Consider the following 21,877-nt stretch of genomic DNA (forward strand, 5'->3'; position numbering starts at 1 on the left):
AAGGGTTAAAAAATGTGTCGATTTTGTCGAAAAATGAAAAAAACATTACTTTCTGAAAAAGTAATGTAGATTTTTTTGACCGGTGGTTGTATAATCTATAAACATAAACCACATCAATTTAGGGGGAAAGTGTTAGATGAAAAGGAAAAGTCTATTAGTCCTTTTGACGCTGATCTTGGCGTTCGGTACCGTACTTGCAGCGTGCGGATCGAAAAATGAAGGCACAGGTAACAACACCGATACTGGTTCTGCAAGCGAAAGTAATGGTCTTGCAAAAGATCAAGTGCTGAAAATCAACCTGACAGCTGAACCTCCTACGTTGGACCCGGCTCAAGCAAAAGACAGCCAAACCAACACAGTTTTGAAATTCTTGTATGAAGGTCTTGTACGCATCGATGCTGATGGTAAAGAACAAGCTGGCGTTGCAACTGACTGGAAAATTTCCGAAGATGGTTTGAAATATGTTTTCAACCTGAATCCGGAAGCAAAATGGAGCAACGGTGATGTAATCACTGCTGAAGACTTTGTTCGTTCTTGGGAACGTGCATTGAAACCAGAAACTGCTTCTCCTTACGCTTACCAATTGTACTACATCAAAGGCGCTGAAGGTTACAACCGCAGCTCTGATGAAACATTCGAAGGTACTAAAGTTACAGACTTCGCACAAGTAGGTGTTAAAGCAACAGACGAGCATACGCTTGAAGTTACTTTGGAAAACCCTACACCTTACTTCTTGGGTCTGACAGCATTCTATACGTACTACCCAGTACACCAGTCTGCTGATACAAATGACAAATTCTTCACAGACTACAAAAACATGATCGTTAACGGGCCATTCACTATGGATCAGTTCCTTAAAGGTCAAAAAATCGTAGTGAAGAAAAACGATACGTACCATGCAGCATCTGATATTAAACTGACTGAAATTGATATGTCCTTGACAAGCAGCAGTGCTTCTGAACTGCAAGCTTACAAATCCGGACAATTGGACTACACAGGCGCACCTAACGGTGAAGTTCCAACAGAGCAAATTCCTTCTGTGAAAGCAGAATTGCCAGATGAGTTCAAAGCTACTGGTATTGCAAGTACGTACTACTATCAATTTAACGTAAATGAAGCTCCATTCAACAACGTTAAAATCCGTAAAGCTTTTGCAATGTCGATTAACCGTCAACCAATCGTTGACAAAGTAACACAAGGTGGACAAATTCCAGCATTCGGATTCGTACCTCCAGGTATCCGCGGTGAAAACGGCGAATTCCGTGATGAGCACAAAGATGACTACTTCACTGAAAATGTTGAAGAAGCTAAAAAATTGCTTGATGAAGGCATGAAAGAAGAAGGCTATACAACATTGCCGGCTATTACATTGATCTACAACACTAGTGATGCTCACGCGAAGGTTGCGCTTGCTATTGCAGATATGTGGAAGAACAACCTCGGCGTTGACGTGAAAACGGAAAACCAAGAGTGGAAGGTCTTCCTAGACAATCGTCAAAAACAAAACTTCCAAGTGGCTCGTGCAGGCTGGTCTGCTGACTACAACGATCCTTACAACTTCTTGGAAATGTGGACTACTGGAAACACAAACAACGATTCCAAGTTCAGCAACGCTCAGTATGACAAAGATGTAAAAGACACTGTAAAATCTGCTGATCCAGCTGCTCGTATGGCTGCTTTCGCTGACGCTGAAAAAATTCTGATTCAAGATGAAATGGCAGTAATGCCGATCTACTACTACACTAACGTATCTTTGACTAAGCCTTACCTGAAAGGCGTACAACTTGATTTCAGTGGAGCAATTGACTTCACTCGTGCATATCTGGAAGAGAAATAAGTTGTTCTGAAGTCTATATGATTACTTCGGGATATATATGTGGAATTCCATATATATCCCGATTTTTTTGTATGTGAACTGATTTTCCTTATAATTCTTGAAATTTCCGATAAATGGATTGGACTTTATTGTTGTCTAATTCTACAATCGATTTGTATACAAAATATTGTTTTTTTGGAGGTGTGTAAGGGTTGGTTAAGTACGTGCTGAAAAAATTGCTATTTATGCTGCTATCGCTTTTCATACTCGCATCGATGACTTTCTTTCTGATGAAGGCCATTCCAGGTGACCCTTTTACATCTGAGAAGAGAGTATCACCTGAAATTAGGGCGCTTTTGGAGGTGAAGTACGGGCTAGACAAACCGATGATTGTTCAATACCTGAAGTACATGGGTGGGATTATTCAAGGGGATTTTGGAGTTTCGATGAACTATCTTAACCAAAGTGTCTCTGACATGATTGTGCAGACCTTTACTGCATCCTTGAAAATAGGTGTGTTTGCAATCATTATCTCTGTTATCGTTGGTGTTATGCTCGGACTTATCGCAGCAGTCTATCACCGTAAACTGATCGATGATGTGACCATGATTCTTGCGGTCATTGGTATCGCTGTCCCAAGTTTCTTGCTTGCATCGCTGTTACAGTATGTTTTTGCTTCCAAATTAGGTTGGTTCAACGTTATGGGCTTTGATGGGCCACTTGATTATGTGCTTCCAGTTGCAGCTCTATCTGCATCTCCAATTGCCTTTATCGCTCGTTTGACACGCTCAAGCATGCTGGAAGTGCTTCATGCTGATTACATCAAAACAGCGAAAGCTAAAGGTCTGAAGTGGCCTGCAATTATGTTCAGACACGTTGTACGTAACGGTATTCTTCCGGTCGTGACTTATGTAGGTCCAATGACTGCGAATATCATTACAGGTTCTGTCGTAATTGAGCAAATCTTTAACATTGGTGGTATTGGTAAAGTATTCGTAGAAAGTATCACAAACCGTGATTACACCATGATCATGGGGATTACGATCTTCTACGGTATTCTCCTGATGCTGGCACGTTTCTTCACAGACATTGCTTACGTGTTAATTGATCCTAGAATTAAGCTGGAAAGCCGGAAGGGGGCATAACGTTGTCTGGCACGAACAATAAAAAAAATGAAACGGCTAACACTGACCTAAATAGTCAGGCAGCGGTTAAATCGGAAGAAAGCATATCTCTTTTTAAAGATGCTATGTATAGACTTGCAGCCAATAAAGCCGCAATGATTAGTCTAGGTATCTTAATTCTTGTCGTGATTTTCTCTATAATCGGTCCAACTTCGTTGTTTACTCAGTATAACTATTATTCCAATGATTTGATCAATTCCAACTCACCACCTAGTGCAGAGCACTGGTTCGGAACGGACGAGCTTGGTCGTGACGTTTGGGTAAGAACTTGGGTCGGCGCGCGTGTATCCCTTACTGTAGGTTTGGCAGCCGCTTTGATTGACCTTATTATCGGTGTTATTTATGGGGCGATCATGGGCTTCTACGGTGGACGTGTAGATGGAATTATGAACAAGTTTTCCGAAATTCTATATTCCTTGCCGTACATGCTTGTTGTAATCCTGTTGTTGGTCGTATTGGAACCAAGTTTGACTACCATTATCATTGCACTCACCATTACGGGCTGGATCAGTATGTCATGGATTGTCCGTGGAGAGATTATGCAACTCAAAAACAGAGACTTTATTCTCGCGGCACGTTCCATGGGTGCAAGCACTACTCGTCAATTGTTCCGTCATTTGCTGCCTAATGCAATCGGTCCAATTCTCGTAACATTGACGTTGTCTATTCCAAATGCAATCTTTGCCGAAGCTTTCTTGAGCTTCCTCGGACTAGGTGTATCTGCACCGAGATCTTCACTAGGTTCAATGATCAATGATGCATTGACAGGTTGGACACTGTTCCCATGGCGGATGTGGTTCCCAGCAGGTTTGATGGTTATCACAATGCTAGCATTTAACTTGCTCGGTGATGGTCTACGTGATGCACTTGATCCGAAATTACGTAAATAGAAATAGGAGGTGGGAATAATGGAGCCGATTTTAACTGTCAAAGATTTGAGCGTGTCCTTTACGACACGTTCTGGAGAATTTGATGCCGTTAAAAATGTGAGTTTTGAACTTGGCAAAGGAGAGACGTTGGGAATCGTTGGTGAATCAGGTAGTGGTAAGAGTGTTACCGCCCAAACGATCATGAAGTTGATTCCCTCCCCGCCTTCGAAGGTCAAAAGTGGAGAAATTACTTTTCACGGGCAAAGCCTATTAAATAAAACAGATAAACAAATGGAAGCCATTCGTGGTAAAGATATCGGTATGATCTTCCAAGATCCAATGACTTCATTGAATCCTACAATTAAAATAGGTAAACAGATCACTGAAGTTCTGCGTAAGCACCAGAATATGTCCAAGAAAGAAGCAGAAAAACGCGCCCTGGAAATGTTGGAGCTCGTGGGAATCAAAAATGCGGCTATTCGCATGAATCATTATCCACACCAATTCTCTGGTGGTATGCGTCAACGTGCGATGATCGCGATCGCGCTGGCGTGCCGTCCATCTCTTCTCATCGCGGATGAGCCAACAACAGCACTCGATGTAACGATTCAGGCGCAAATTCTGGACGTTATGAAGGATATGCAACAAAAACTCGGAACATCGATCATGCTGATTACCCATGACCTTGGTGTAGTTGCTGGTATGTGTGACCGTGTCGTAGTTATGAAGGAAGGCGAAGTGGTTGAGACAGGAACAACTGCCGAAATCTTTAGCAATCCTCAACATCCATACACGATCAAGTTGTTGAACGCTCTACCACGCTTGGATGAGCCTAAGAAAGAAAAACCTGCACCGGCTGGTATTATCAAAGGTGCCAACAAGCCGCTAGTTCAAGTGAAGAACTTGAAACAATACTTCAATCTGGGTAAAGGTAACATTCTTAAGGCGGTTAATGATGTTAGCTTTGATATTTTTGAAGGCGAAACACTTGGTGTTGTAGGCGAATCTGGTTGTGGTAAATCTACAACAGGTCGTACTATACTGCGCCTTTATGAACCAACTGGCGGAAGTGTTAACTTTAACGGAACAGATATCTACAAGCTGTCTCCACGTAAGATGAAAGAAATGCGTAAAGATATGCAGATGATCTTCCAAGATCCATATGCATCCTTGAACCCTCGTTTTAACGTTATGGATATTATCGGTGAATCTCTAGATATCCACGGTTTGGCTTCCAGCCGGGCTGAGCGTAAAAAACGGGTTGAAGAGCTGCTTGATCTGGTAGGCTTGAATCCTAGCCATGCGCTTCGTTACCCACATGAATTCTCTGGTGGTCAAAGACAACGGATCGGGATTGCCCGTGCCTTGGCTGTAGACCCTAAATTCATCATCTGTGACGAGCCATTGTCTGCATTGGATGTATCAATCCAAGCACAAGTCGTTAAACTGTTGGAAGAGCTCCAACAACGTCTTGGCTTGACGTATCTCTTTATTGCGCATGACTTGTCCATGGTTAAACATATCAGTGACCGCGTAGCGGTTATGTATATGGGTAAAGTGGTTGAGCTTGCTGAAAGTGAAGAGTTATATGCTAATCCGATCCATCCATATACGAAAACGTTGCTGTCAGCAATTCCGGTACCTGATCCGGAAGTTGAAGCGAACAAACGTCGTATTTTGTTGCCGGATGAGCAAGCTGGCCCAATCCAGAATGCAGGTAGTGGCCCTGTAAACGATCCTTATAATCTGGAAAATGCTCAATTAATTGAAGTTTCCAAAGGTCATTGGGTTTCAGAGCCTTACGTGTAAACCAATTGTAACTGGACTTATCTATGTATCTTAAACCGTCGACTTGTTCGGCGGTTTTTTTGTAGTTTTTGTGACTTTCTTTTGACGAAGAGGCATTGGATTCGGTACAATCAAGAAAGGCTTTGAAGCAGAATAGGAGGCAGACCTCATGAAAGGTGTTACAGAGGCGCTCCGCAGCGGATCACGGCTTGCAGAAGACTACATCTGTTCACGTGATGCTGCGCGTGGCCTTTATGAGTATGACATTCACTGGGAATCTGAACTGGATAGACGTGCCGAATGGCTCGACCAATCGGAAGACACACGTATTAACCGTCAGGACTTAGTAGAATATCTACGTATATATAATAAGCGATTAAACCCTGATGATGCTGTGCAACGATCACTCGATCGTTTGGCTGACGAGAATGCGCTGGTAGTCACAGGGGGTCAGCAGAGTGGATTGTTGACAGGGCCCTTGTTCGTTATTTACAAAGCAGCCAGTGTAGTAGCAGCTGCGCTTGAAGCTGAGACTAGATTACAGCGCCCGGTTGTACCCGTCTTTTGGATTGCGGGAGAAGATCATGACTGGGATGAGGTTAACCACACCTATTTACCGGATACCCAAGGCGATATCGTGAAGCTGAAGCTGCATGGACGCTTTGAGGGGCGTGATTCGGTCAGTAACGTGAAGGTTGACACAGAACAATGGATGACTTCAATTGAGCAGGTAGAGCATCTATTACCTGACACGGTACATAAACCGAGCTTAATGAAACTGCTGGTTGATATCCATAACTCAAGTTCCAATCTTAGTGATGCTTTTGCTCGATTGATTGCTGCGTTGTTTGGCAAAAGTGGACTTATCCTGATGGATGCTGCTTCGCCGGATCTTCGCCAATTAGAGCAACCCGTTTTTGAACGGATCATTCGTGAAAATGATATATTGCGTGAGGCTTATCTTCACGGAGCTTCATTAGTGAAAGAAGCAGGCTACGACATGCCAGCAGAAGTGGCAGACGACGGTGCCAACTTGTTTTACATTCATGGAGGAGCACGCCTGTTGTTGCTGTTGAAGGACGGTCTATACACGGATCGGAAAGGTCTGGTTTCCTTCTCAGAAGAACGCTTGTTACAAGAACTGGCGGAACACCCCGAGAGATTCAGTAATAACGTACTTACCCGTCCGTTAATGCAGGATTCGATTCTACCTGTTATCGCTGTTATTTTGGGGCAAGGTGAGATTTCCTATTGGGGGTTGACACGTACTGCATTTACACAGTTTGGTCTTCAGATGCCCATTCTGTTACCACGTTTGTCATTTACTATCCTTGAGGATGTTCATCAGAAACATATGAATCAGTACGGGCTTTCTTTCCAAGATGTGCAGTACCATCTCGAAGAAAAACGTGATAGGTGGCTTGCTGGTCAAGAGACATTTCAGGTGGAAGAACAATTCAGCCAGGTTAGTAAGGCGATTGCTGATATCTATCGTCCTTTGCTTGACCAAATTACGGCAATTCATCCCGGTCTGGATCGAATCTGTGATACGAATTTAAGAAAAATCAACGAACAAATTCAGTATCTGCAAAACCAGACGAACAAAGCGATTTCACTTAAACATCAGGTTGGGCTTAGTCATTGGAATGGCATACAAAATGCTCTTTTCCCAATGAATAAACCACAAGAACGCGTACACAATGCGCTCTATTATCTGAATCGCTTCGGAACCGAATGGATTGAAGAATTGATTCAAGATCAGCGTGAATTCCGTGGGCAACATCAAGTGATCAGACTGTAATGCTCTTTATAATAGAAGGAATACAATCTAAGGAGGATCTGTAATGACAACACCCGCTCTGCAAAATAGTATTGTGAAAGATATGGGGCTTGCTCCAGAAGGACATTTGAAGATTGATTGGGTCGAGGCGCACATGCCTGTCTTAAACCGGATTCGCCGTCAATTTGAGCAGGATCTTCCATTCAAAGGACTCAAAGTTGCGATCTGCCTTCACCTTGAAGCCAAGACGGCTTATCTTGCTAAAGTGATTCAGGCTGGTGGGGCAGAAGTGACGATTACCCACAGTAACCCATTGTCCACGCAGGATGATGTGTGTGCCGCGCTTGTTGAAGATGGCGTAACGGTATATGCAAAATACAATCCAGAACCTGCAGAGTTCAAACAGCTTCAACTTCGCGCTCTTGAAGTGAAGCCTGATCTCATCATTGATGATGGTGGCGATTTTGCTACGATTATTGCATCAGAACGTCCTGACCTTGCTGCAACGATTCGTGGTGGTGCAGAGGAAACGACAACAGGTATTATCCGTTTGAAAGCATTAGCGAAAGAAGGCCAATTGCAATTCCCGATGGTTGCAGTTAATGACGCTTATTGCAAATACTTGTTCGATAACCGCTATGGCACGGGTCAGTCTGCATTTGATGGAATTATCCGTACGACCAACCTGGTCGTTGCAGGCAAGAACGTCGTGGTTGCAGGTTATGGCTGGTGTGGAAAAGGTGTAGCTATGCGTGCCAAAGGGCTCGGAGCGAATGTTATCGTAACCGAGATTGACCCAATCAAAGCAGTAGAAGCGCACATGGATGGGTTCCGCGTGATGACAATGGTGGAAGCAGCTAAGATTGGTGATTTCTTCATCGCAGTTACAGGAAACAAAGACGTAATCACAGGTGAGCATTATGATGTAATGAAAGATGGTGCAATCCTAAGTAATGCAGGTCACTTTGACGTCGAGGTGAATAAACCTGAGCTTGCTAAACGTTCCGAGTCTATTCGCACGGTTCGTCGTAACATTGAAGAATATCGCTTCAAAGATGGACGTAAGATGTACTTGTTAGCAGAAGGTCGTCTTGTGAACTTGGGAGCGGCTGATGGCCATCCGGCTGAGATCATGGATACAACGTTTGCGCTTCAAGCGCTCGGTTTGCGCTATGTAAGTGAAAACTATGCAAGTCTTGGCAAAAACGTGGTTAATGTACCGTATGAAATCGATCAACAAGTGGCTAGCTATAAGCTTGAAAGCCTTGATATTACGATTGATTCACTCTCCGCGGAGCAAGAAAAATATCTGGACAGCTGGAAATTCTAGACGTTTCCCAGTAATTACAAGCTGAATAACTGATTCAAACGGTCTACAATAGTGTATTGATGATATGGCTCATAATCGGGTAAATATTCATTTGCCCGTAGAAGGAAACGTCTTTGATCCTGAGTTGCAGGGTCAGAGGCGTTTTTTTACTTGCTGAAATTAAAAAAAATCAAGCAAGTAAGAAGGGTTTTGATTTTTTAGTGCGAATCTATTATGCTTAGGTGGTGGAAAGTGGGGCAAAGTGGGAGAAACGGGTGAGGAGTGAGTGGGCCAATGTTTATGGGGGAGTTCCAACATAGCATTGATGATAAAGGGCGGGTTATTATCCCTGCCAAATTCCGCGAATCTCTAGGATCGTCTTTCGTTGTCACACGGGGGTTGGATCAATGTCTTTTCGTGTACCCTATGGAAGAGTGGGGGGTCATGGAACAGAAACTCAAGGCACTACCTTTAATGAAGTCAGATGCGCGTGCATTTACTCGATTTTTTTTCTCTGGTGCGACTGAATGTGATTTGGACAAACAGGGTAGGGTAAATTTGCCGGGCAATCTAAGGGAATATGCCAAACTAGACAAAGATTGTGTTGTAATTGGTGTATCGAACCGGGTAGAGATCTGGAGCAAAGACATCTGGGAGAATTATTTTAATCAATCAGAAGAAGTATTCAACGACATTGCCGAAAAGCTAGTCGATTTTAATTTTGATTTATAAAGTCAGGAGGGGTGCAGGTTGTTTCACCACATAACCGTACTCAAAGAAGAGGCAACAGAGGGATTAAACATCAAGCAGGACGGTATATACGTGGACTGCACTTTAGGCGGTGGCGGACATAGTGCCGTAATTGCTTCCAAGCTTGGTCCAGGGGGACGTCTGATCGCACTGGATCAGGATGATTGGGCTTTGGATAATGCACGTGAGAAGTTAGCTGCTTATGGAGACCGTATAACGTTGGTCAAAACCAACTTCCGTGATTTGGAACAAGTTCTAAAGGAACTGGACATTCCACAGAAGGATGGCGTACCACAGGTCGATGGTATTTTGTACGATTTAGGTGTATCCTCACCGCAGTTTGATGAAGGAGAACGTGGATTTAGTTACAATCATGATGCTCCACTCGATATGAGAATGGATCAGGATGCATTTTTGACTGCCAAAGAAATCGTAAATGAGTGGCCAGAGAATGAAATTGCTCAGATCCTATATCGTTATGGTGAAGAGAAGTTCTCAAGAAGAATCGCACGTGTCATTGTAGATAAGCGAAGTCAGTCACCTATTGAAACTACAGGTGAGCTTGTCGAGTTGATCAAGGAAGGGATCCCTGCGGCGGCTCGTCGTACCGGTGGGCACCCTGCTAAGAGAAGTTTTCAGGCTCTACGAATTGCAGTTAACGATGAGTTAGGTGCATTTGAGGAAGGCTTGCATCAGGCCGTTCGATGCCTAGCACCAGGTGGACGTGTATCTGTCATAACCTTTCACTCGCTTGAAGATCGGATATGCAAACAGATTTTTAGCAGTTATCTGGAGAAGTGTACATGCCCTCCCGATTTCCCTTTATGCGTGTGTGGCGGTAAGGGAACGTTGCGTTTAGTCAACAGGAAGCCTATGATTCCGACGGAATCAGAATTAGCTGATAATTCCCGTGCACGCTCAGCCAAATTGCGCGTAGCAGAGAAATTGTAAACTTAAAGAGTGAAGGAGGAGCCTATGCATGGCATATACACGTGGTAATCTGGCTGTAAAAGAAAAAGCGTCTCAACAGCGTGTGACCCAGCAACGGTACAAGGAAACTACGAAAGTAGTGACGCGTCGTACCGGACTTCCCGCACGCGAAAAATTTCTATACTTACTCACTTTGTTGGCAGTAATCGTTGTAGGCGGTTTAATGATGTCACGTTATGCTCAGATCTATGATCTGAACAAACAAGCACAATCAACGTTATCCGAGGTTAGAGAAGCTGAGAAAACGATTGCTGATTTACAAGTGGAACGTGAGAAATTAAACAATTTGGTAATCGAACATGCACGTGAACTTGGTTATGTTGAAGCGACGGACAAAAACGTAATTTATGTACCACGTTCAACCAACGCAGGATCTTCTTCGGATACAGCAAAGTAAGTAAAGAGGTGTACCGATGGTAAAAAGAATAAAAATGCGCACGCTACTTATAGGGGGATGTATTACCCTCTTTTTTCTTGTACTGGTGATTCGAATCTTCTTCATTCAAATTGTGAACAAAGAATTCTGGACAGAGGAAGCTTCCGGATTGATTGAACGTGAACAGACGATTAAAGCCAGTCGAGGTTCAATAACAGATCGAAACGGAAATGTACTGGCAACGGATGCGCCTGCATACACCGTATCTGTAAACCCTCTGCTTATTAATGAGCTAGGTATCGAGGATGAAGTTACAAGTAGACTCTCTTCTATACTAGGTAAAAATGAAAGTGAAATGCGTGCGATCGTCACAGCGAAAAAACCAGATAATGGCGGATTCTATGCCCAACGTGAAGTGCGCAGTGAGGGGTACAAGATTGGACCTGACCTCCAAGCGAAAGTGAATGAATTTCGGGAAGAGTTGCAGGAAAAGTATAAGGCACGAAATGCTATTGTAATGACACAGGAATCGAAGCGCTATTATCCAGAGGAGACACTTGCTTCACATCTGCTAGGTTATATGAATCGTGATGGAAAAGCGGTCAATGGGCTCGAAGTGTCTTATGATGATGTATTGACAGGTACTGACGGGCATTTGAATTACCAAAAGGATGCCAAAGGAATTAAACTTCCGGGCTCTGAGGACACGTATCTGCCACCGAAGAATGGTAAAACGTTGAAACTTACGATTGATGATACGATTCAATATTATATTGAAGATGCCATGAAAGAAGCTGTGGCTAAATACAATCCGCTGAGTATGACTGTCATTGCAGCAGATCCTAATACTATGGAAATCTTAGGTATGGCTAACTGGCCAACCTTTAACCCGAATACGTATGGTGAAACACCGGATCAGAAGAACTTTATCAACCATGCGACGCAATCCATCTATGAGCCAGGTTCCACGTTCAAGATTGTTACTTTAGCAGGCGCAGTTGAAGAGAAGTTATTCGATCCTAATGCGACCTTTGAATCGAAACGGGTTTATATTGGCGGTTATCCGATCAGTGATAATGGTCATGCATATGGCTGGATTTCATATTTAGAGGGTGTAAAACGCTCAAGTAACATTGCGTTTGTTAACCTCGGTTATAACATGCTGGGCGGTGATCGGTTACGTCACTATATTGACCAGTTTGGCTTCGGTAAGAAGACGGGGATTGATCTTCCAAGTGAGTCGGCTTCACCAATTAAACCACTGGTGTATAAGTCAGAGATTGCAACGGCTGCTTATGGTCATGGTCTCGTACAAGTTACACCAATCCAACAGGTGGCAGCTATTTCTGCGATTGCCAACGGCGGAAAACTACTGACACCTCATCTGGTTAAAGAAATCATTAATCCGAATGATGGAACGACAGAGGTTATTAAACCGAAGGAAGTTCGTCAAGTTATTTCGAAAGAGTCTTCCAAACTTGTGAGTGGTTATTTAGAACAGGTTGTGGCTGACCAAACAATTGGTACAGGGAAAAATGCCTATATTGAAGGATATCGAGTAGCGGGTAAAACAGGTACAGCGAGAAAATGGGATGGCAAGGAATATAGCAAATCCAAGGACGTCGTTTCCTTCATTGGATTCGCTCCTGTGAACAATCCCAAAATCGCGATGTTAGTTCTTATTGACCAACCAAGCGGTGCTAACATTGGAGGCGGAACTGCTGCCGCTCCGGTATTTAAGAAAATTGTTAGCCAAACCCTTCAATATTGGGGAATTCCCAAAGAAACAGTTTCAACGGGGAACAGTAAAACTAAAGCCGCTCCTGTCATTCAATCCAAGGCTCCTGATCTGATTGGCAAAACAGCGAAGCAAGCTAGAAGTCAATTACTGAATGCTGGTATTGCCTATGAAACATTAGGCCAAGGCGAGAATGTAATTCGTCAGTATCCAGCTGCTGGTTCTTTAATGAATCCTGGACAACGCATCTACCTGCTGACGGAAGAAAGCAGTAAGATGAAGATTCCAGATCTGAAGGGTTCCTCTCTCCGAGATGCACTTGAAGTTCTCTCTTTAATAAAAGTAGGTGTAACCGTTAAGGGAGAAGGCTTTGTGGTGAAACAGACGGAGCAGGTATCAGGTGAACAGCGTACAGTTCAGTTGGTACTTCAAACGGCCAAGGCGGCTGTCACGGGTATTGCAGATGATGCTCCTGATTCTTCGGACGCGGCAATCGGTAAGAATGCCGAAGATTCAAAATCAGATGCTACTGGGCAGGGTGAAGAGGCGAATCAGTCCAATCAGAACGATGCATCTTCAAGTGACACCGAATCGTCCGAAGGTAAGCAGACGGACAGTTCACTTCCATAACGTGATAGCATTTAAAATAGAGCTTGTTCTAACCCCTGGTTGTCCCGAATATTCATGAATGTAAGGAAGGTCATGATTTTGGGACGAGTGGGGGGATCTTTTTCGTGAAGGGATCAAGTGTAAATTTACGGCGCAGGCTGTTATGGAGTTTAGTTGTTTTAATCTTTTTGTTTTCGGCTCTGGTTATACGACTGGCTTATGTACAACTCGGGAAGGGACCAGAATTGTCGGCTAAGGCGGAGGAATCGTGGCGTCGGAATATTCCATATTCGGCAAAACGGGGAGAGATTCTGGATCGGAATGGAACCTCGCTTGCTTATAATGTGACGAGCCCAACTATTATGGCTATTCCTGCCCAGGTGAAGGAAGCGGAGGTCACCGCAAAAGCACTTGCTCCACTGCTAGGCATGACGGAAGAGAAAGTGCTGGCAACCATCAAGAAAAGAGAACTCATTGTCAGACTACAGCCCGGCGGCCGCAAAATTACGATGGATAAAGCTCAACGCATCCGTGATTTGAAGCTTCCGGGTATCGTTGTTGCAGAAGACAATAAACGCTTTTATCCTTACGGTGATTTGGCTGCGCATATTCTTGGGTTTACTGGGATCGATAATCAAGGTTTAACTGGGGTAGAGAAAAAGTATGATGATAAGCTCAATGGCTTGAACGGCAGCGTGTCCTACTTGTCCGATGCGGCCGGAAGGCTAATGCCGGGCTCATCTGAGAAGTATGTGGAACCGAGGGACGGGCTGAATCTGGAGTTGACGATTGATAAATCCATTCAGTCAATCATGGAGCGAGAGTTAGATCAGGCGATGGTCAAGTTTCAAGCAAACTCCGCACTTGCCATAGCGATGAATCCCAAAACAGGTGAAGTGTTAGGGATGGCAAGTAGACCAGGATATGAGCCTGCTGACTATCAACAGTATCCTGCCGAGATTTATAACCGCAATCTGCCAATCTGGATGACATATGAACCAGGTTCAACGTTTAAGATCATCACATTAGCAGCAGCGCTGGAAGAGAAGAAAGTGAATCTGCAGCAGGATCAGTTTTTTGATCCAGGCTATGTAGAGGTTGGCGGTGCAAGGTTACGCTGTTGGAAAAAGGGCGGGCATGGGAGTCAGACATTCTTGCAGGTTGTCGAGAACTCTTGTAACCCGGGATTCGTAGCTTTGGGTCAAAAGTTAGGGAAGGAATCTCTTTTCTCATATATTAAAAACTTTGGATTCGGAACCAAAACGGGCATCGATCTTAGTGGTGAAGCGAGTGGTATTCTATTCAAGCTCTCACGCGTAGGGCCTGTAGAGCTGGCAACTACTGCATTTGGTCAAGGTGTATCCGTGACACCGATCCAGCAAGTTGCAGCAGTCTCTGCTGCAATTAATGGCGGTAAGCTTTACAAGCCTTATGTTACCAAGGCGTGGGTTCACCCTGAGACAGGTGAAGTGATAGAGGAAGCTAAGCCAGAGCTAGTGCGACAAGTCATTTCGGAGAACACGTCCAAACAAGTGCGTGAAGCATTAGAGAGTGTTGTAGCAAAAGGTACTGGTCGGCCAGCTTTTATTGATGGCTATCGTGTAGGTGGTAAAACAGGAACGGCACAGAAGGTTATAAATGGTCGTTATTCTTCGAGTGAACATATTGTATCATTCATTGGCTTCGCCCCAGCTGATGACCCACAGATTGTTGTGTACACTGCGGTAGATAATCCTAAGGGGATTCAATTTGGTGGTGTCGTCGCGGCGCCGATCGTACAGAATATTTTGGAGGATGCGCTTCACTATATGAAGGTTCCTGTGCGTAAGGATCAAGTTGCCAAAGAATATAAATATGGTGAAACTAAAATCGTGACCGTACCTGATCTAACAGGCGCGACGGTTGAAGACTTGTATGAGGATCTGAATATGAACTTCATGCTCGCGAAGTCCGGCAGCGGAAAATATGTAATTAATCAAGCACCCAAGCCTGGAGCACGTGTTGATCAAGGTTCAACTATACGAATTTATATGGGCGATGTCCTCAACGATGCTCATAATCATTCAGCAGAAGAAGGTCAGGAGCCTTGAGTCTTAATCAAGGCCTGACCGCAACAAAATTGATCAAGATGCGTTTCATTAATTGGTTATAATGACGATAGTATAATAAAGACATATACAGAAGTAGTAAACTTTGAGAAGTGAGGTTATTCATGTGCTCTTAAAACAACTTGCATCAAAACTTATAACTGCTCGTCTGAATGGTGAACCCAATTCAGAGTGCTTAAACTTGCAGACAGATTCTCGTCAGGTGCAACCGGGAGATCTGTTTATCTGTCTTCCGGGACATACCGTGGATGGGCATGAATATGCAGAGAAGGCTGTACAGGCAGGAGCTGTAGCTCTAGTTGTGGAACGTCTACTCGATCTACCTGTGCCACAGCTTCTTGTGAGAGATAGCCGAGTAGCGATGGCTGTGCTTGCTGATTTCTTTTTTGACTCACCAAGTCAAAAGATGAATATGATTGGAGTAACAGGAACGAATGGTAAAACAACGACCACGTACTTGATCGAAAAGATCATGAGCGACTATGGGCAAAATACAGGTTTGATCGGTACGATCCAAATGCGTTATGCCGGTCGTACTTATCCAATGTCAGGCACAACACCTGAAGCACTTGATTTGCAGCGGAGTTTGAATGATATGGTACAATCGGGTACGCAGTGCTGCGTCATGGAGGTTTCTTCTCATGCTCTTGAACAGGGTCGTGTAAAAGGAACGGAATTCCGCACAGCGGTGTTTACCAATTTGACACAGGACCATCTAGATTACCATCATTCCATGGAAGAATATCGCGCAGCGAAAGGGTTGTTCTTTGCCCGCCTAGGCAATGGTTATGCCGAAGAAGCTTCCAAACGGAAATTTGCGGTCATTAACGCGGATGATCCGGCAGCGGCTTATTTCATTTCTGTTACGGCGGCTGAAGTGATTACATATGGTATGGGCGACAATGCAGACGTACGTGCATCCCAAATTTCGATTACTTCTCAGGGTACGGCATTCCATGTGGATACATTTGCAGGCAGCACGGACATTTCGCTACGTATGGTTGGTAAATTCAATGTGTATAATGCCATGGCTGCAATTGCTGCAGCACTCATTGAGGGCATTCCTCTTGAAGAAATCAAACGTAGCCTGGAGACTGTGCCAGGGGTAGATGGACGTGTAGAGGCAGTTGATGAGGGACAACCGTTTGCAGTCATTGTCGACTACGCACATACACCGGATGGACTGGAGAATGTGTTAAGAACCGTCAAAGAATTTGCTGAAGGACGTGTAATCTGCGTATTTGGCTGTGGGGGCGACCGGGATCGTACGAAACGGCCGTTGATGGGCAAAATTGCTGCTAAATATAGCGACATCGTTTTTGTCACTTCTGATAATCCACGAACAGAAGATCCTGACCTGATTCTTAAAGACATTGAGCAAGGGCTGATTGAGGAATCCGTTCCTGCGGATCGCTATGTTATGATTGTTGATCGACGTCAGGCTATTCATGAAGCTATTGAAATGGCAAGCCCAGCCGATGTAGTATTGATTGCGGGCAAGGGACATGAAACCTATCAGATTATCGGCACAACCAAAACCGATTTTGATGATCGAATCATAGCCAAAGAAGCGATAAGGGGCAAATCCAATTGATAAAACGAACATTGGCACAATTGGCGGAGATGTGCGGAGGAACGTTGTGTGACGCTGCCGCATATGGTGAGACGCTTGTAGAAGGCGTATATACAGACTCACGTAAGCGAGCGGTCGGCAGCTTGTTTATTCCGCTTGTGGGTGAGAGGTTTGACGGGCACGAATTTGTGCCAACCTGTTTAGAGACAGGAGCTGCAGCAGCGCTATGGCAAAAGGATCATGGGACTGCTCCTGAAGGAGCGATCATCCTTGTTGAAGACACGCTGCTTGCACTACAGACGCTTGCTTCAGCTTATCTGAACGAGAGTCGTGCATCCGTTGTAGGCATTACCGGCAGTAATGGTAAAACCACAACAAAAGATATTGTGGATGCGGTTCTGTCTACGACCTATAAAGTACACAAAACGCAAGGTAACTTTAATAATCATATCGGTTTGCCACTGACTGTTCTATCCATGAACGAGGACACCGAAATTATTATTTTGGAAATGGGCATGAGTGGACGGGGAGAAATTGAGGTGCTATCCAAGATCGCCCAGCCTGATGTGGCAATCATTACGAATATCGGAGAATCTCATCTTCTTCAGTTGGGATCTCGTTTGGAGATTGCTAGAGCCAAAGTTGAAATTGCGGCAGGTATGAAGCCTAGCGGTGTGTTGATCTACAACGGAGACGAGCCGTTGATTGCTCAAGTGCTGGCTGAACCATCAACGATACAGCCAAATAACATGCAGCGAGTTACGTTTGGACTTCAAATTGATAACGATGATTATCCAACAGGCATCATGAACGCTCCAAATGGTGTTGTGTTTACGAGTAAACAATCGGGAGAAGCAGCTTATACGCTTCAACTGCTAGGTACTCATAATGTGGTGAATTGTCTGGCAGCTCTTGCTGTCGCGCGTCACTTCGAAGTGAAATCGGAGCAGATTGCTGAGGGGTTATCTCGATTAAAGCTCACAGGCATGCGTATTGAGGTACTCCAGTCCTCCAGTGGACTCACGATACTTAACGATGCCTATAACGCTAGTCCAACCTCGATGAAAGCAGCGGTGGACGTTCTTGAAGGTTTACGAGGATATCGTTTCAAAGTCGCTGTACTAGGAGATATGCTTGAACTAGGACCACAAGAGAAAGAGCTCCACTATGGCATTGGCGCGTATGTGACTCCAGATAAGATGGATATGGTACTGACATATGGCTCGCTTGCTGCAAGTATCGCTGAAGGGGCTAAGCAGCATATGCCGGTGGAAGCCGTTCTAGCCTTTGATAATAAAGAGGAACTGACACGTTACCTTATGGAGAAGCTCCAGCCAAAAGATGTTGTCTTGTTCAAAGCTTCCCGGGGGATGAAACTTGAGGACGTGGTCGAAGCACTAAAAATAGCACCATTACAGAAATGAAGTAGACTAGAGGGGTGAACCCATGGATTTCCAGGTATTACTGTTAACAATCGGCGTTTCATTTATTCTGGCGGTGATTGCCGCACCGCTCCTGATTCCATTGCTGCGTCGTATGAAATTCGGGCAGCAGGTAAGGGAGGATGGCCCACAGAGCCATCTCAAAAAAAGCGGAACACCTACAATGGGCGGAGTCGTGATTTTGCTCGCGTTCACATTGGCATTTTTGAAATTTTCGGCAGTTAAGAATACAGACTTTTATGTCCTGCTTGTAGCTACACTGGGCTTTGGTCTGATTGGATTCTTAGATGACTACATCAAAATCGTATTTAAACGTTCGCTTGGACTGACAGCTAGACAAAAAATGCTTGGTCAGTTGTTCTTCAGTGCAGTGATGTGTTACTTGTTAATTCAAAATGGACACAGCACGGCGATCTCCATCCCAGGGACATCGGTTTCCTTCGATTGGACCGGATGGTTCTACTATCCGTTTGTAGTGTTCATGATGCTGGCGATCACCAATGCGGTTAACTTTACCGATGGACTAGACGGGTTATTATCCGGAATTAGCGCCATAGCTTTCGGAGCATTCGCCATTGTTGCGATGCAAGCCACTTCAATGCCTGCTGCAGTGTGTGCGGCTGCTATGATTGGTGCTGTACTTGGTTTTCTTGTATACAACGCACATCCTGCTAAAGTATTTATGGGAGATACCGGTTCTCTTGGGATCGGTGGTGCAATTGGTGCAGTAGCTATTGTAACCAAGACAGAACTGCTTTTCGTCATTATCGGCGGTGTGTTCGTGATTGAGATTCTATCTGTTGTTATTCAGGTGATATCTTTCAAGACACGAGGCAAACGTGTGTTCAAAATGAGTCCCATTCATCACCACTTTGAATTAAGTGGATGGTCTGAATGGAGAGTTGTTATTACCTTTTGGGCGGTAGGCGCAATTCTGGCCGCTCTTGGACTTTATCTCAACAAGGGGTTGTAGATCATGAACCATCCTGAATCGTATCGCGGACAACAAGTTGTAGTACTGGGACTTGCCAAGAGTGGTGTGCAGGTAGCCAAAGTACTGCATCGCGTTGGGGCAATCGTCACAGTGAATGATAAAAAAGAAAGACAACAGTGTCCCGAAGCATCCGAATTGGAGGCTTTGGGAATTTCTGTTGTATGCGGAGGACATCCGGATGATCTGATTCACAGCGATGTGAAGCTAGTGGTCAAGAATCCTGGGATTCCTTATCAAGCTCCACCAGTTCAGCAAGCACTGAATCTAGGCATTGAGGTCGTGACAGAAGTTGAGGTTGCCTATCACTTGTGTGCTGCTCCGATGATTGGAATTACAGGCTCCAATGGGAAAACCACCACGACAACATGGGTAGGTAAGATGCTTCAGCATGCAGGCTTACAGCCTATCGTTGCTGGCAATATCGGAACCCCGCTTTCCGAGGCAGCACAACAAGCCACTGCCTATAATTGGATGGTCGTGGAACTCAGTAGCTTCCAGCTCAAAGGTACCAGCGATTTCCGTCCACGGATTGCTAGTTTGCTCAACGTGGCCGAGACTCACCTGGACTACCATGGGGATATGGATGATTATGTGGCTTCCAAAGCCAAATTGTTCTCCAATCAGCAATCGGACGATATCGCCATTCTGAATTGGGATGATCCGGTGTGTCGTGGACTTGTACCTTACATCAAGAGCAAACTGCTTCCGTTCTCCATGACCGAGAAGTTAGAAGTAGGCGTATATGCTGATCCTCCTTATGTGGATGGTGAAGAGGATGATGTGAAGCGTCAAGTGATCTATGCGGATGAGCAAGGTAATCGTCATATGATTGTTGATGTGGAGAACATCGGTATTCCCGGCAGATTCAATGTAGAGAACGCGCTGGCAGCTGTAGCTATAGCGGTATCCGCTGGAGCTGATCCTGCTGTGCTTGCAACTCCTCTAACGGAGTTCAAGGGAGTTGAACATAGACTGGAATATGTATTGCAGCATGACGGTGCTACATACTTCAATAACTCCAAAGCAACCAATTCCAAAGCTACGGTTATGGCGCTGAATTCTTTCAAAGAGCCCGTTGTACTTATAGCAGGTGGACTGGATCGGGGTTCAGATATGATGGAGCTCTTACCATTGTTCCAGGAACGAGTTAAGGCAGTTGTTGCACTCGGTGAAAATCGTGCAAAAATCGCTCATGTAGCTGAGCTAGCTGGGTTAAAGCAAATTAAGGTCGTCGATAATGAGGAAGACGCTGCCAAGACGTTAACCGCTGCAGTGCAGGAAGCATCTAAGCTTGCGGCTCCAGGTGATGTAGTTCTTTTATCACCAGCTTGCGCAAGTTGGGACATGTTTGCATCCTATGAAGAGCGGGGACGCATTTTTAAAGAGGCGGCGCATAACTTGTAAGTAGGGGGGTGGAAAAGCCCCTACTTCCATGCAAGGGGTGGCCTCCTGATGAAACAGTCGCGACCGGCGCCAGATCTCTGGCTCCTGATTTGTATTATGGCATTGCTTGCCATCGGCATTATTATGGTATACAGTGCAGGTTCGGTGCTTGCTTTCCACGACTATGGGGATTCGTTTTACTTTGCCAAAAGACAACTTCTGTTCGCAGGACTTGGACTTGCCGCTATGTTGGTAACGGCAAATGTGGATTACCGTGTTTGGAGGAAGTATGCGAAGCCGATTTTGATTGCCTGTTTTATTATGCTGATTGCTGTACTGATTCCGGGCATTGGTGTTGTTCGCGGTGGAGCGCGGAGCTGGCTTGGCATTGGTTCGTTTGGTATTCAGCCTTCCGAATTTATGAAGCTAGGCATGATATTGTTTTTGGCACACTGGCTTAGTAAAGACCCTGGAAAAATCAAGACCTTCACCACCGGTTTGTTACCACCGCTTGGATTGATGGGGTTGGCATTTGGGATTATTATGCTGCAGCCCGATTTGGGGACAGGCACAGTTATGATGGGTGCATCCATGTTGATTGTGTTTACGGCAGGTGCACGCATGAAACATTTAATGTTCCTTGCTCTCGGTGGTGTGGCTGGATTCGCGGCATTGATCGCGGCGGCACCTTACCGTTTGAAACGGATTACAGCCTTTCTAGATCCATGGTCTGACCCACTGGGCGCAGGTTATCAGATTATTCAATCGTTATATGCGATTGGGCCAGGGGGACTCGCGGGTCTTGGATTAGGTATGAGCCGTCAGAAGTACAGCTATGTGCCTGAGCCACAAACGGACTTTATTTTTTCTATTTTGGCCGAGGAGTTAGGCTTTATCGGTGGATTAATTGTTTTGCTTTTATTTCTAGTATTAGTCTGGAGAGGTATGCGTGTAGCAATGACTGTTCCTGATGCTTTTGGCAGCTTGCTCGGTGTAGGGATTGTAGGTATGGTTGCTGTTCAGGTGATCATTAACATCGGTGTTGTTATTGGGCTCATGCCTGTTACAGGGATTACACTACCGTTAATCAGTTATGGTGGGTCGTCTCTAACGCTCATGCTTACTGCTCTAGGCATTTTATTAAACTTATCCCGTTATGCGAGGTGAA

16 protein-coding genes are annotated in these 21,877 nt (G+C 44.8%); all 16 read left to right on the forward strand.

Features of this window, described 5'->3' with window-relative positions; all coding sequences use genetic code 11:
• Positions 1-136 precede the first annotated feature (136 nt).
• On the forward strand, positions 137-1,837 hold the full coding sequence (locus ASD24_RS12475; protein WP_056696117.1) for a peptide ABC transporter substrate-binding protein: 1,701 nt from the start codon (positions 137-139) through the stop codon (positions 1,835-1,837).
• A 191-nt stretch (positions 1,838-2,028) separates the two neighbouring features.
• Positions 2,029-2,961 (forward strand): ABC transporter permease, encoded by a 933-nt coding sequence (locus tag ASD24_RS12480; RefSeq protein ID WP_056696118.1) that lies wholly within the window; start codon positions 2,029-2,031, stop codon positions 2,959-2,961.
• Positions 2,962-2,963: 2 nt separating this feature from the next.
• Positions 2,964-3,890 carry an ABC transporter permease gene (locus ASD24_RS12485; protein WP_082560388.1) on the forward strand — a complete coding sequence of 309 codons (927 nt, stop codon included), beginning with the start codon at positions 2,964-2,966 and terminating at the stop codon, positions 3,888-3,890.
• 18 nt (positions 3,891-3,908) lie between these two features.
• Entirely contained in the window at positions 3,909-5,678 is a 1,770-nt protein-coding gene (locus ASD24_RS31425; protein ID WP_056696122.1) for an ABC transporter ATP-binding protein, read from the forward strand.
• A gap of 148 nt (positions 5,679-5,826) precedes the next feature.
• Positions 5,827-7,458 (forward strand): bacillithiol biosynthesis cysteine-adding enzyme BshC, encoded by a 1,632-nt coding sequence (gene bshC / locus ASD24_RS12495; protein WP_056696124.1) that lies wholly within the window; start codon positions 5,827-5,829, stop codon positions 7,456-7,458.
• Positions 7,459-7,501: 43 nt separating this feature from the next.
• Positions 7,502-8,767, forward strand: coding sequence for an adenosylhomocysteinase (locus ASD24_RS12500; protein ID WP_056696126.1), 1,266 nt, complete (start codon positions 7,502-7,504; stop codon positions 8,765-8,767).
• Positions 8,768-9,040: 273 nt separating this feature from the next.
• Positions 9,041-9,478, forward strand: a complete 438-nt coding sequence (gene mraZ / locus ASD24_RS12505; protein WP_056696128.1) for a division/cell wall cluster transcriptional repressor MraZ — start codon at positions 9,041-9,043, stop codon at positions 9,476-9,478.
• An 18-nt stretch (positions 9,479-9,496) separates the two neighbouring features.
• Positions 9,497-10,447: a 16S rRNA (cytosine(1402)-N(4))-methyltransferase RsmH gene (rsmH, locus tag ASD24_RS12510; RefSeq protein ID WP_056696130.1), complete on the forward strand. Its 951-nt coding sequence runs from the start codon at positions 9,497-9,499 to the stop codon at positions 10,445-10,447.
• A 28-nt stretch (positions 10,448-10,475) separates the two neighbouring features.
• The gene (locus tag ASD24_RS12515; RefSeq protein ID WP_056696132.1) at positions 10,476-10,883 is read left to right on the forward strand and encodes a hypothetical protein; all 408 of its coding nucleotides are present in this window, start codon (positions 10,476-10,478) and stop codon (positions 10,881-10,883) included.
• Positions 10,884-10,899: 16 nt separating this feature from the next.
• On the forward strand, positions 10,900-13,230 hold the full coding sequence (locus tag ASD24_RS12520) for a penicillin-binding transpeptidase domain-containing protein (RefSeq protein ID WP_056696134.1): 2,331 nt from the start codon (positions 10,900-10,902) through the stop codon (positions 13,228-13,230).
• A 104-nt stretch (positions 13,231-13,334) separates the two neighbouring features.
• On the forward strand, positions 13,335-15,299 hold the full coding sequence (locus tag ASD24_RS12525; protein ID WP_056696136.1) for a stage V sporulation protein D: 1,965 nt from the start codon (positions 13,335-13,337) through the stop codon (positions 15,297-15,299).
• A 124-nt stretch (positions 15,300-15,423) separates the two neighbouring features.
• Complete coding sequence (locus ASD24_RS12530) at positions 15,424-16,911, forward strand: UDP-N-acetylmuramoyl-L-alanyl-D-glutamate--2,6-diaminopimelate ligase (protein ID WP_056696903.1); 1,488 nt, start codon at positions 15,424-15,426, stop codon at positions 16,909-16,911.
• The gene (locus ASD24_RS12535) at positions 16,911-18,314 is read left to right on the forward strand and encodes a UDP-N-acetylmuramoyl-tripeptide--D-alanyl-D-alanine ligase (protein ID WP_056696906.1); all 1,404 of its coding nucleotides are present in this window, start codon (positions 16,911-16,913) and stop codon (positions 18,312-18,314) included. The genes ASD24_RS12530 and ASD24_RS12535 overlap by 1 nt, the downstream gene beginning before the upstream one ends.
• 22 nt (positions 18,315-18,336) lie before the next feature.
• A complete protein-coding gene (mraY, locus tag ASD24_RS12540) occupies positions 18,337-19,305 on the forward strand; it encodes a phospho-N-acetylmuramoyl-pentapeptide-transferase (RefSeq protein ID WP_056696140.1) in 969 nt (322 codons plus the stop codon).
• A 3-nt stretch (positions 19,306-19,308) separates the two neighbouring features.
• Positions 19,309-20,730, forward strand: coding sequence for a UDP-N-acetylmuramoyl-L-alanine--D-glutamate ligase (gene murD / locus ASD24_RS12545; RefSeq protein ID WP_056696144.1), 1,422 nt, complete (start codon positions 19,309-19,311; stop codon positions 20,728-20,730).
• A gap of 48 nt (positions 20,731-20,778) precedes the next feature.
• Positions 20,779-21,876 (forward strand): stage V sporulation protein E, encoded by a 1,098-nt coding sequence (gene spoVE, locus ASD24_RS12550; protein ID WP_056696147.1) that lies wholly within the window; start codon positions 20,779-20,781, stop codon positions 21,874-21,876.
• Position 21,877 lies beyond the last annotated feature (1 nt).

The sequence above is a fragment of the Paenibacillus sp. Root52 genome, from assembly GCF_001426865.1.
In the GTDB taxonomy this organism is placed as follows: domain Bacteria; phylum Bacillota; class Bacilli; order Paenibacillales; family Paenibacillaceae; genus Paenibacillus.